This is a genomic window from Arthrobacter sp. C9C5 (assembly GCF_013359735.1).
Classification (GTDB): Bacteria; Actinomycetota; Actinomycetes; order Actinomycetales; family Micrococcaceae; genus Arthrobacter.
The window spans coordinates 78,979-90,503 of sequence record NZ_JABFMX010000018.1 but is presented as its reverse complement, the minus strand read 5'-3'; the positions used below and the strand labels follow the sequence as shown (position 1 = coordinate 90,503).

Genomic DNA, 11,525 nt, shown 5'->3' with positions numbered 1-11,525 from the left:
GATCGCGCGGTAGTGGCCGCGGCACGCACCGCCGCGTACCGGCGCGACCCGCGCTGCGTCACCCAGCGCGCCGCCCACGCCGAAACCGAACGCCGCGTCAGCCTCCGCCCGGCCCCCGACACCATGTGCTATCTGACTGCGTTGTTGCCGGTCGCGGAGGGGGTGTCCGTGCACGGAGCCCTGACGCTGCAAGCGGATACTCTTCGGTCCGCCGGGGATTCCAGGAGCCGGGGCCAACTGATGGCCGACACACTGGTCGAACGCACCACCGGAAAGGCCGGCGGGATCAGCGGCATCGAAATCCAGCTCGTCATGACCGACCGCACCCTCTTCCAGGGGGACAGCGAACCGGCGCGGATTCCCGGGTACGGCATCGTCCCCGCCGGGTGGGCACGTGCACTGCTTAAGGACGCGGGCACCGGTACTGCGGGCGGCCCGGGTGACGAACGCGCCTCTGCGGCCTGGCTGCGCAGGCTCTACACCGCGCCGGCTACGGGCGAGCTCGTCGGAATGGACTCCCGCGCCCGGATCTTCCCGACCGGGCTGCGCCGGTTCATCCAGGCGCGGGACGACACCTGCCGGACCCCGTACTGCGACGCCCCCATCCGCCACCTGGACCACATCGTTCCCCGGCACCGCGGCGGCGCAACCACAACAGCCAACGGCGCCGGACTCTGCGAAGCCTGCAATCACACCAAAGAGGCCCCCGGCTGGTGTGCCCAGCCCCGCCCCGGTCCTGGGCGGCACGCCCTCCAATTAAGGACGCCGACCGGCCACAGCTGCTACTCCACCGCCCCGCCGTTGCCGGGAACGGCGTATGGGTCGACGGCGACATTCGGCCAGCGCCGAAAGGTTCGTCACCTCGCCAAGGTGCTGAAGCTCGGGAGGGGCGGGACTGCGAGAGCGGCCTGAGACTTAGGGACTAGGTTGGCCGTCCACGGTCTGCTTAGGGACTATAGGGAGGCCGACAGTTCGCCAAATATCCCTTAAACACAGGACCTGCAGGTACCTTCGCGATCTCGCTATGAGACGGCTCGGACATTTTCATGTCCAGAACGACCCGGCTTAATCAAGTGGTTACCTGCAGGCGCTTTAAGCGTACGCCTGCCCTGGAGCCGAGGCTAGGGGTCGGTCGCCTCTTCCGCGACGCGCGAAAACACCCTCCGGCACAGAAGCGTAGAGTGGAACAAGACGCCTGATTCTGGACGCCGAGTGCTGAGGGAGAAATCGTGACGATTGACTGGGACGAAAAGAAGACTCTGCTGCAGGAACCGAACATCGCGGCCGTGACCCAACTTTGCGACGAGCTGATGGAGAAGAAGCCGGGATCCGTGGTCCCGTACATCGACCCCGTCCATGACGAGGACGAGTGCCGGATCGTCAGCCTCCATATCGCGCCCGGCAAGGGCTGCGAATCAGGGTTCGTCTCGCATTTCAACGAGGACGAGGCAGCCCGCCGCGCCACCTCCATCTACGAAGCCGTCGAACTCGACCCGCGCTACGTGATGCCGTGGAACGCCTACCCCTGGGTCCGCGACCCGGAGCTCCCCTCAGCCCTGAACGTCCAGGAAAAGACCGACGGCCTGCGGCCTTTCCGCCAGTTCATGAAGATCAACAAGCGCACCTCCGCGATCATCGCCCACGGCGCCGACGCCCACGCCTTCCTGACGCTTTTCGAAAAGACCTACCACTCCTCACTGAAGAACCGCGGCGTGAAGATCTACAAAGCCACCGCCTTGGGCGGCCGCGCCTTTGCTGTATCGCCGGCCAAGCAGGAAGAACTCCTGGCCAAGAACGTCGCGGTCTACAAGGACGCCATGCAGCGGGCTGGAATCCAGCACCTCTAGGGGTCACGACGTCGGCTCGCCGCCGCCTGCCGACGTCGCCATTGGGCCCAACGGCCCTGCCCAACCACGTCTCCCACAGCCAAGCTGGGATAGCTGACCGAATCACGGCCGGCCCGTCGCAGAAGGATACAGCGCAGACGGTCGCGCCTTGGGAGGGAAACCGGTATGGGACGTTTGGACGGCAAAGTTGCACTGATCAGCGGCGGCGCCCGCGGCATTGGCGCCGCGATCGCGCGGCGCTTCCTTGACGAAGGGGCGACGGCCGTCGTCGGCGACGTGCTGGACGACGACGGCGCCCAGCTGCTGGCTCAACTCGGCGACGGCGTCCGCTACGTTCACCTGGACGTGACCAGCCCGGCGGACTGGGACGCCGCAGTCAACGAGGCAGTCACCGCGTTCGGCGGCCTGAGCATCCTGGTCAACAATGCCGGCATCGTGAACTTCGGGCGGATCGACGACTACCCGCACGAACAATGGGCCCGGATCATCGAGGTGAACCTCACCGGCGTCTTCAATGGCATCAAGGCCGCCGCCCCCGCGCTGGCCAGGGCGGGTACCTCCTCCATCATCAACGTCTCCTCCATCGCCGGGCTGCGCGGCTACGAAAACCTCGCCGGCTACACCGCGTCGAAATTCGGCGTGCGCGGCCTGACCAAGGCAGCCGCACTCGACCTCGGGCGGGACGGGATCCGCGTCAACTCCGTGCACCCCGGCGTCATCCAGACCCCCATGACCGAGGGCATGACCTTCGACACCGGCCATGTGCCGCTGCACCGGATCGGCCAACCCGCCGAGATCGCGCAGCTCGCCGTCTATCTGGCCAGCGAGGAATCCTCCTTTGTCACGGGTGCCGAATTCGTGATCGACGGCGGCGAAACCGCGGGCACCGTCGTGCCGCCCGGCAGCTGACCGCGCAAGATGGAGAGGCTTATGTCCGCACGTTCCGGGTCCAAACTGGCCGTCATCGGCGCCGGCAGCGTCGGCACGTCGCTGGCCTACGCCGCCCTGATCCGCGGCTCGGCCAGCCACGTCGCGCTCTTCGACGTCAACGCGGCCAAGGCCGAGGCCGAGGTCCTGGACCTGGCGCACGGCACCCAGTTCACCGCGGCGGCGGCAACCGTCAGCGGCGGCGCGGACATCAGCGTCACCGAAGGCGCCGACGTCGTCGTCATCACCGCCGGGGCCAAACAGGCGCCAGGCCAGACCCGCTTGGACCTGGCCGGCACCAACGTCCGGATCCTCGAGCAGCTCATGCCGCAACTGCTCGACCACGCCCCAGACGCGGTCTACGTGCTTGTCACCAACCCCTGTGACGTGCTGACCGTGGCCGCGCAAAAGATCACCGGGCTGCCGACCTCCCGGGTTTTCTCCTCCGGCACCGTATTGGACACCTCGCGGCTGCGCTGGCTGCTGGCGCACCGCGCGGGGGTATCCGTGAGCAGCGTGCACGCCAGCATGGTCGGCGAACACGGCGACACCGAATTCCCGGTCTGGTCCGGCGCGACCATCGGCCCGGTGCCGATCCGGGACTGGAAGGTCGACGGCGAGCGCATTTTCACGCCCGGATACCTCACCGAAACCGCCCGTGAAGTCACGCAGGCCGCCTACAAGGTAATTGCCGGCAAGGGCGCCACGAATTACGCGATCGGGCTTTCCGGCGCCCGGATCGTGGAGGCCCTGCTGCGCTCGGAAAACGCGGTGCTCCCGGTTTCCACTGTGCTGGGCGGGCAGTACGGGATCGACGGCATCGCCCTCTCGCTGCCCAGCATCGTGGGGAACGGCGGCGTGCGCGCGGTCCTGGAGACGCCCATGGACGAGGGCGAACTCGCCTCCCTCCACCACTCGGCCGAGACCCTCCGGCAGAGCCTCGCTTCCCTGGGGATCTGACCCCGACTAAGCGGGCTGCGTTATGGACGGCACCACCGTCACCGAGCCAAGGTGCGGCAGCGCCGCCCTGGCGCCCTCCTCCAGGTCCGCGGCCACCGACGAAAGATCGACCAGCCGGGCGTCCGGGCTGAGGGGGACGGTGATCTCGGCGTGCAGCCGGTGGCCGGACCAGCGCAGCCGGGAGGTCCCGCCCATTGGCGAGCGTTCCCGGACGACGCCGGCCAGCGCATCGCTCAGTTGGGGGTCGACGCCGTCCATGAGCCGCCGCCCGACGTCGCGCACGGTGCCCCAGAGCAGCACCATGATCGCCACGGAGATCAGCAGCCCCACGATCGGATCCGCCAACGGGAAGCCGAGCCAGACGCCGATGACACCGGCCACCACGGCGAGGGACGTGAAGCCGTCAGTCCGGGCGTGCACGCCGTCGGCGATCAGCGCCGCGGAACCGATCCGCCGGCCGACCCGGATCCGGTAGATCGCCACCAGCTCGTTGCCCGCGAAGCCGACAAGGCCGGCCGCGAGGACCCAGCCGAGGTTCTGCACGGGCTGCGGTTCGAAGAAGCGGCGAATTGATTCGACGGCGGCCACCACCGCGGAGAGGGCGATCATGGCGACAATAAAGAGTCCGGCCAGGTCCTCGGCGCGGCCGAAGCCGTACGGGTAGGTTCGCGTCGGTTTGCGGCGGCCGAGCAGAAACGCGATCCACAACGGCACCGCGGTAAGCGCATCGGAGAAATTGTGCACGGTGTCCGCCAACAGCGCCACCGAACCGCTGATCAGCACAATCGCCAGCTGGAACAGCGACGTGGCGCCGAGGCCCAGCAGGGAGACCTTGACTGCGCGGATGCCTTGGGCGCTGGACTCGAGTGCCTCGTCGATGGAGTCTGCGGCGTCATGGGAATGCGGGACGAAGAGCTCGTGCAGCCAGCCCTTCAGCCCGGAGGCGTGGGTGTGTCCATGCGGGTGGTCGTGATCATGCGGGTGGTCATGGCCGTGCGGGTGCTCACGGTCGTCGTGTTCCCCATGGCGGTGCTCGCCCACAGCGTTCCCCGGCCCGCTCATGCGCCGTGTCCCGGGGCAGTGCCTAGCGCGTGCTCGGCCTGGTGGATTGCATCCATCACCAGCTGACGGGCGTGATCATTCTGCAACCGGTAAAAGACCTTGGTGCCCTCCTGCCGGGTGGCGACCATACCGCCCAGCCGCATCTTGGCCAGATGCTGCGAGACGGCAGAGGCCGGTTTCCCGACCCGCTCCGCCAAGGCGTTGACCGGCAGCTCACCGTCCCCCAGAGCGAGGATCAGCCGGACCCGCGTAGCGTCGGCCAGCATGGAAAATACTTCGACGGCCAGCTCCACGTGGGGGCTGTCGACATCAACCTGCATATCTGCATTCATACGCAGATACTGTCACACCTGCCGCGTTGGGCCAACTGTTAACCGAACTGGACGTGGGCGGCCGGAACACAATCAGCGGAACCATCGTTGAACACCGGTAGCCTGAAATGCGGGACCTCAGCCTGGAAGGAGTTGCGACGTGGCCGAAGCATCGAAGCATAATCCGGCCGCCGGCCTCCTCCGCTTCGCCCTGCTAGCCGGCATCCTCGCCGTGCTTGCCGGGCTTCTTGGCATGCACGTCCTCGCCGGCACCCACGGAGCACACGCCTCGGCTGCGTACACCCAGACCGCCCCGGCGTCCGACCACGCAGCATCCGGCCACGCAGCGTCCGACCACACCGGCCCGGCGACCCACCACGAAACTCCGACGCCGGCGTCGTGCGTCTGCGGTGGGGGCTGCGGCGAACAGCACGCGGCACACACGTCGTGCACCCCGGCCCCCTCGGGCGCTTCCCTGAGCGCCCCCCTGCCCGGGACAACGCTGCTCGCGGTCCAGCCACGGAGCGCGGCGGAAGTAGACCAGCTCCCCGCCTACTCCTACCTCCCCACCACGCCAACGCCGAACGAGCTGTCCATTAGCCGGACGTAAAGGGGATCCGTGCCGCGTTTCGTCGGCACCCACGCCCCCACACGGTGCGCACCCCCTCAGGCTCGCATCGTCCGACGCCGGCGCACGCCGGATTTCCAAAGGACAGGTTTTAATGAACAAAGCACTGACAATCCCCGCCACCGCCCTCGCCGCGATCATCGCCCTGGCCGGCTGCTCCGCCAGCACCAGCTCCGGCAGCAGCATGCCCGGCATGGACCACAGCAGCGCGGGATCAAGCTCCGCGCCCGCAGCCGCGGACCACAACGGCACGGACACCATGTTCGCCCAGGGGATGATCCCGCACCACGCCCAGGCTGTCGAGATGAGCGAGATGATGCTCAAGGAGCAGGGCATCGACCCCAAGGTGACCGCCCTGGCCGGCCGCATCAAGGCTGCCCAGGGGCCGGAGATCGAACGGATGACCGGCTGGCTCCGGAGCTGGAACGAATCCACCCAAATGCCGGGAGGCCACGTCATGTCCGGCATGGTGAGCGATGACGGGATCCGCCAGCTCGACGCCGCCACGGGCCCCGAGGCCGCGAAGCTGTTCCTCACCCAAATGATCGCCCACCACGAGGGCGCCGTCGAGATGGCCAACGCGGAGGTCCGAAGCGGCAAGAACCCGGACGCGATCAAACTGGCCAAGGACGTCGCCGCCTCCCAAACGGACGAAATCAAGGAAATGAAGGGGCTGCTGGCCGGCCTCTAGCCTCGCTCGCTGAGGCCGAGCGGACACGTGGGGCCCTGACTGGGCGCTCGAAGTGGGCCCCAAGTGTCCGCTCGGCCAAGCTTGGCCCCGGCAGCACAGTTGACACCCCGGTGTGACCTCTGCCATATTTGAGGCGTGAACCTGTCAGACAGCCGGACAGCCGGACAACCCCTCGCCCGGCTCAGCGCGGCCGAAGCGGTCTTCAACGTCCTGCGCTCCGAGATCGAATCCGGCAAGCTCGGCATCGGCGCCAAACTGAGCTCCGAAGCCACGCTCGCCCAGCAGTACGGTGTGAGCCGCTCCGTTGTCCGCGAGGCCCTGCGTTCCTGCAACGCCCTGGGGCTGACCGTCACGAGGACCGGGCGGGGCACCTTCGTCGTCGCGGACCATGTGGCCAAAGACCTGGTCCTGGGCCAGTACTCCGCCCTGGACCTCACTGAGGCCCGCCCCCACATCGAAGTTCCGGCCGCCGGGTTCGCCGCGGAACGCCGTTCGCCGGAGGAACTGGACACCATGCGGGACATCGTCGCGGCCATGACCGCCGAGGACGACCCCGAAGTGTGGGTCGGCCTGGATTCGAATTTCCATGCCCTGATCGCGAAGGCCAGCCGGAACAAGGTCTTCGAGAACGTCGTCGCGGACATCCGCGAGGCCCTGGCCCATCAGTCGGAGACCCTGAATATGGTGGCGGACCGCCAGCACGCCTCGGATGAGGAGCACCGGCGCATCCTGGCCGCCATCGAGGCCGGCGACGCAGCAACGGCGCGGATCGCCATGAGCCAGCACCTGCACGCCGTTGGTCTTGCCCTCGCCTCGATCCTGCATCCCCGCGCCGGCGTGTGAACCGGCCCAGCGGACAGACCCAGCAACAGCAGCTTGACCAGCAATGAACACCTCCACTGCTAAGGACGCAATGACTTCCCCTGCCGTCGCGCATATTCCAACTCCACCGGCCCCGGCGAGGCTCCCGCAGCACGTCCCAGTTGCGGTCCAGACCCGCGACGGCGTGGCGGAGAGCGTCCACTACGGCTCGGCCATCGCCACCGCGGCGGATGGCCGGACTCTCCTGGCCGCCGGCGAGCCGCTCGCCCCGTTCTACCCGCGCTCCGCCCTTAAGCCCCTGCAGGCCGTCGCCATGGTCCGCGCCGGCCTCGACCTCCCGGAGGAACTCCTCGCCCTAGCCGCCGCCAGCCACTCCGGAGCCGCCAGCCACCGCGACGGCGCGCTGCGCATCCTGGACCTGTACGGCCTCAACCCCGCTGACCTCGAGAACAGCACCGATCTCCCCTACGGCGTCCGCGAACGCGAGGAATGGCTCGGCGGCGGCGGGGAGGCCACCCGGTTGGCGCAGAACTGCTCGGGAAAGCACGCCGCGATGGCAGCCACCTGTGTCATCAACGGCTGGCCCGTCGGGGGATACCTGGACCCGGCGCACCCCTTGCAGCAACTCGTGGCCCGGACGGTGGTGGAGTTGACCGGCGAGCAGCCGCAGCGCACGTCCACCGACGGCTGCGGCACCCCGCTGTTCGCGTTGACCCTGCGCGGCATGGCCCGCGCCTTCGGCAAGCTGGCCTCGGCAACGGGATCCGACAGCGCGGAGGCTGCCGTGGCCGACGCCATGCGCCGCCACCCCGGGATGGTGGCGGGCGAGGACCGGGATGTCACCGCGCTGATGCGCCTGGTCCCCGGCCTCCTCGCGAAGGACGGCTTCGAGGGCGTCCAGCTGGTGGGCCTTCCGGACGGCCGCGCCGTCGCCGTCAAAATCTCCGACGGCGGGGACCGCGCCCGGATGCCTGTCACCGTGCGCCTCCTGGAGGCGCTCGACGTCGACACCTCGCCCCTGGCGGGGCTTGCCAAGTCAGCTGTGCTGGGCGGCGGCCTGCCCGTCGGACTGCTGCAGGCTACCGATTTCCTCGCCTCCCCCGGAACTTTCAACGACCCCCACGCCCTCTAAGGACCGCTATGACCCCGCTCGACGAATCCGCCGACTTCCGCTCCGAACATGACCTCCTGGGCGACCGGGACGTTCCCGCCGACGCCTACTGGGGTGTCCACACCCTCCGGGCCGTGGAGAACTTCCCCATTACCGGCCAGCCGCTGTCCTCCAACATGTACCTGGTCCGCGGGCTGGCCGCCGTGAAACTGGCCGCCGCCCGCACCAACCACGAGCTCGGGCTGCTCGACGCCGAGCGCGCCCGGGCCATCGAGGACGCCTGCACCGATGTTATGAGCGGCAAGCTCAGCGAGCAGTTCGTGGTGGACGTCATCCAGGGCGGTGCGGGAACGTCGTCGAACATGAATGCCAACGAGGTGATCGCCAACCGGGCCCTGGAAATCCTCGGACACCCGAAGGGCGACTACGCACGGCTGCACCCCAACGACCACGTCAACCTCAGCCAGTCCACGAACGACGTCTACCCCACCGCGGTCAAACTCGGCACGATCTTCGCCGCCCGGGAACTGCTGGAAGCCCTCACCGAGCTGGAAGAGGCCTTCGCCGCCAAGGCCGTCGAATTCCGCACGGTGGTAAAGATGGGCCGCACCCAGCTGCAGGACGCCGTCCCCATGACGCTCGGGCAGGAGTTCGGCACCTACGCCGTCACGATCGGCGAGGACAGGCTCCGCCTTGCCGAAGCCGACCTGCTGATCCACGAAATCAACCTCGGGGCCACCGCGATCGGCACCGGCCTGAACGCCCCGGCCGGCTACGCAGAGGCCGCCTGTCGGCACCTTGCCGAGATCACCGGCCTGCCGCTGGTCACGGCCGCTGACCTGATCGAGGCCACCCAGGACGTCGGCGCCTTCGTGCACCTCTCCGGGGTGCTGAAGCGGGTGGCCGTGAAACTGTCCAAGATCTGCAACGACCTCCGGCTGCTCTCCTCCGGCCCGCGCGCCGGTTTCGGCGAGATCAACCTCCCGGCCGTGCAGTCCGGCTCCTCGATCATGCCCGGCAAGATCAACCCGGTCATCCCGGAGGTGGTCAGCCAGGTTGCCTACGAGGTCATCGGCAACGACGTCACCATCACCATGGCCGCAGAAGCCGGCCAGCTCCAGCTCAACGCCTTCGAACCGATCATCGTCCACAGCCTCCACAAGAGCATCTCGCATCTGGAAGCCGCGTGCCGCACCCTCACGGCCCGCTGCGTCCGGGGTATCACCGCCAACACCGAACGGCTCCGCCTGACGGTGGAACAGTCAATCGGCCTCGTCACCGCCCTCAACCCGCAGCTGGGCTACGCGACCGCCACGGCCATCGCGCAGGAAGCCCTTGCCACCGGCAAGGGAGTCGCGGAACTCGTACTCGAACACGGGCTGCTCACCGCCGAGCAGCTCACCGAACTGCTCAGCCCGCAGCGCCTGGCCAACCTGAGCAAGTAGCGCACCCTCGAACCCCGAAGGACCCCCATGACCTATCCAGAAACTGCCCGCGCCCAAAAACCGCCGGCTCAGGAACAGCCAACCCCGCAGCAGGCCATCTCCGACCACACCATTCCGGCGCATGCCCACGCCTCCGAGGCCGCACTCCACGCCGAAGACCAGGGCTACCACAAGGGCCTGAAACCCCGGCAGGTCCAGATGATCGCGATCGGCGGCGCCATCGGCACCGGCCTGTTCATGGGCGCCGGCGGCCGACTCGCCACCGCCGGACCGGCCCTGATCATCAGCTATGCCCTCTGCGGGTTCTTCGCGTTCATGATCCTGCGCGCCCTCGGCGAACTCGTGATGCACCGGCCGTCATCAGGCTCTTTCGTCTCCTACGCCCGCGAATTCTTCGGCGAGAAAGCCGCGTTCGTCACCGGCTGGCTTTACTGGCTGAACTGGGCCATGACCGCGATCGTGGACATCACCGCCGTCGCGCTGTACATGAACTTCTTCAAGAAGTACTGGGCGCCGATCGCGGACGTACCGCAGTGGACTTGGGCACTTGCCGCCCTCATCCTGGTGCTGGGCCTGAACCTCATCAGCGTCAAAGTGTTCGGCGAGCTCGAATTCTGGTTCGCCCTCATCAAGGTAGTGGCGCTCGTGTCCTTCTTGATAGTCGGCATCTACTTCGTCATCTTCGGCACCCCCGTCGCCGGCCAGGAGGTGGGCTTCACCCTGATCGCGGACAACGGCGGCCTGTTCCCCAACGGCCTGCTGCCGGCGATCGTGGTGATGCAGGGCGTTGTGTTCGCCTACGCCTCGATCGAGTTGATCGGCACCGCGGCGGGCGAGACGGAAAACCCGGAAAAGATCATGCCGCGGGCCATCAACACCGTGATCGTGCGCATCGCCGTGTTCTACGTCGGCTCCCTCGTACTGCTCTCGCTGCTGCTCCCCTACAGCTCCTACAAGGCCGGGGAAAGCCCGTTCGTGACGTTCTTCGGCTCCATTGGTGTGGACGGCGTGGACGCCATCATGAACCTGGTGGTCCTGACCGCGGCCCTCTCCTCGCTCAACGCCGGCCTGTACTCCACCGGCCGGATCATGCGCTCCATGTCCGTTTCAGGGTCCGCGCCGAAGTTCGCCGCCCGGATGAACAAGGCAGGCGTGCCCTACGGCGGCATCGCCCTCACTGCCGGCGTGGCCGTCCTGGGCGTCATCCTGAACGCCGTGGTCCCGGCCGAGGCCTTCGAGATCGTCCTGAACGTCGCGTCGCTGGGCATCATCAGCACCTGGGCCATGATCGTCCTGTGCCAGATGCAGCTTGCCCGGCTCGCAGCCCGCGGGGAACTGCTCAGGCCCGCGTTCCGGATGCCAGGCGCACCCGTCACGGGCTGGATCACGCTCGCGTTCTTGCTGGCGGTGCTGGTCCTGATGGCGTTTGACTCGCCGGTGGGGACCTGGACCATCGCGTCCCTCGTGGTCATCGTCCCGCTCCTGATGCTCGGGTGGCGCCTCTGCCGGCACCGCATCCTGGAGATCGCTGCCGTCCGCGACGGCTTCACCGGGCCGTACCCGCTGGTGGCCAACCGGCCAACCGCCGGCTCGCCGGACGGCCACTAGCACCTGGGCCGCCGCCCAACTGACTCGCAGTTGGGCGGTGGCGCCGCGTAATGCGGCGCGGCGCCTCGCCCGGTTCGCCTAAGCTCGGAACAACAGTTCCACTTGGCTCAGCG

General features: G+C 67.9%; 12 protein-coding genes. 10 read left to right on the top strand and 2 right to left on the bottom strand.

What is annotated here, in order from left to right; translation table 11 throughout:
• From HNO80_RS14425 to HNO80_RS14410, 4 genes are all read left to right on the top strand, one after another.
• A partial coding sequence (locus tag HNO80_RS14425; protein WP_175323540.1) for an HNH endonuclease occupies nucleotides 1-912 on the top strand: 912 nt, incomplete at its 5' end.
• Nucleotides 913-1,229: 317 nt separating this feature from the next.
• Nucleotides 1,230-1,847 carry a uracil-DNA glycosylase family protein gene (locus HNO80_RS14420; RefSeq protein WP_175323539.1) on the top strand — a complete coding sequence of 206 codons (618 nt, stop codon included), beginning with the start codon at nucleotides 1,230-1,232 and terminating at the stop codon, nucleotides 1,845-1,847.
• A gap of 165 nt (nucleotides 1,848-2,012) precedes the next feature.
• Complete coding sequence (locus tag HNO80_RS14415; protein ID WP_175323538.1) at nucleotides 2,013-2,756, top strand: glucose 1-dehydrogenase; 744 nt, start codon at nucleotides 2,013-2,015, stop codon at nucleotides 2,754-2,756.
• Between the two features lie 21 nt (nucleotides 2,757-2,777).
• The gene (locus HNO80_RS14410) at nucleotides 2,778-3,734 is read left to right on the top strand and encodes an L-lactate dehydrogenase (protein WP_175323537.1); all 957 of its coding nucleotides are present in this window, start codon (nucleotides 2,778-2,780) and stop codon (nucleotides 3,732-3,734) included.
• 6 nt (nucleotides 3,735-3,740) lie between these two features.
• On the opposite strand, the gene HNO80_RS14405 is transcribed toward HNO80_RS14410, so the two are convergent.
• Nucleotides 3,741-4,796, bottom strand: coding sequence for a cation diffusion facilitator family transporter (locus tag HNO80_RS14405; RefSeq protein ID WP_175323536.1), 1,056 nt, complete (start codon nucleotides 4,794-4,796; stop codon nucleotides 3,741-3,743).
• Nucleotides 4,793-5,128, bottom strand: coding sequence for an ArsR/SmtB family transcription factor (locus HNO80_RS14400; RefSeq protein WP_175323535.1), 336 nt, complete (start codon nucleotides 5,126-5,128; stop codon nucleotides 4,793-4,795). Before HNO80_RS14400 ends, HNO80_RS14405 begins: the two co-directional genes overlap by 4 nt.
• A 139-nt stretch (nucleotides 5,129-5,267) precedes the next feature.
• Here HNO80_RS14400 and HNO80_RS14395 point away from each other — a divergent pair, with 139 nt between their 5' ends.
• From HNO80_RS14395 to HNO80_RS14370, 6 genes are all read left to right on the top strand, one after another.
• The gene (locus HNO80_RS14395) at nucleotides 5,268-5,717 is read left to right on the top strand and encodes a DUF6153 family protein (RefSeq protein WP_175323534.1); all 450 of its coding nucleotides are present in this window, start codon (nucleotides 5,268-5,270) and stop codon (nucleotides 5,715-5,717) included.
• A 112-nt stretch (nucleotides 5,718-5,829) separates the two neighbouring features.
• Nucleotides 5,830-6,426: a DUF305 domain-containing protein gene (locus HNO80_RS14390; protein ID WP_175323533.1), complete on the top strand. Its 597-nt coding sequence runs from the start codon at nucleotides 5,830-5,832 to the stop codon at nucleotides 6,424-6,426.
• 135 nt (nucleotides 6,427-6,561) lie between these two features.
• Nucleotides 6,562-7,269 (top strand): FadR/GntR family transcriptional regulator, encoded by a 708-nt coding sequence (locus HNO80_RS14385; protein WP_175323532.1) that lies wholly within the window; start codon nucleotides 6,562-6,564, stop codon nucleotides 7,267-7,269.
• A 70-nt stretch (nucleotides 7,270-7,339) separates the two neighbouring features.
• Nucleotides 7,340-8,380 (top strand): asparaginase, encoded by a 1,041-nt coding sequence (locus tag HNO80_RS14380; protein WP_175323531.1) that lies wholly within the window; start codon nucleotides 7,340-7,342, stop codon nucleotides 8,378-8,380.
• Between the two features lie 8 nt (nucleotides 8,381-8,388).
• Nucleotides 8,389-9,804: an aspartate ammonia-lyase gene (locus HNO80_RS14375; RefSeq protein ID WP_175323530.1), complete on the top strand. Its 1,416-nt coding sequence runs from the start codon at nucleotides 8,389-8,391 to the stop codon at nucleotides 9,802-9,804.
• Nucleotides 9,805-9,831: 27 nt separating this feature from the next.
• A complete protein-coding gene (locus HNO80_RS14370; protein WP_217500941.1) occupies nucleotides 9,832-11,412 on the top strand; it encodes an amino acid permease in 1,581 nt (526 codons plus the stop codon).
• Nucleotides 11,413-11,525 lie beyond the last annotated feature (113 nt).

What these genes read in the sequence shown, in the direction of transcription:
- HNO80_RS14415 (WP_175323538.1), top strand. Translation starts at nt 2,013, where the DNA reads ATGGGACGTTTGGACGGCAAAGTTGCACTGATCAGCGGCGGCGCCCGC.
- HNO80_RS14410 (WP_175323537.1), top strand. Translation starts at nt 2,778, where the DNA reads ATGTCCGCACGTTCCGGGTCCAAACTGGCCGTCATCGGCGCCGGCAGC.
- HNO80_RS14405 (WP_175323536.1), bottom strand. Translation starts at nt 4,796, where the DNA reads ATGAGCGGGCCGGGGAACGCTGTGGGCGAGCACCGCCATGGGGAACAC.
- HNO80_RS14400 (WP_175323535.1), bottom strand. Translation starts at nt 5,128, where the DNA reads ATGAATGCAGATATGCAGGTTGATGTCGACAGCCCCCACGTGGAGCTG.
- HNO80_RS14390 (WP_175323533.1), top strand. Translation starts at nt 5,830, where the DNA reads ATGAACAAAGCACTGACAATCCCCGCCACCGCCCTCGCCGCGATCATC.
- HNO80_RS14380 (WP_175323531.1), top strand. Translation starts at nt 7,340, where the DNA reads ATGACTTCCCCTGCCGTCGCGCATATTCCAACTCCACCGGCCCCGGCG.
- HNO80_RS14375 (WP_175323530.1), top strand. Translation starts at nt 8,389, where the DNA reads ATGACCCCGCTCGACGAATCCGCCGACTTCCGCTCCGAACATGACCTC.
- HNO80_RS14370 (WP_217500941.1), top strand. Translation starts at nt 9,832, where the DNA reads ATGACCTATCCAGAAACTGCCCGCGCCCAAAAACCGCCGGCTCAGGAA.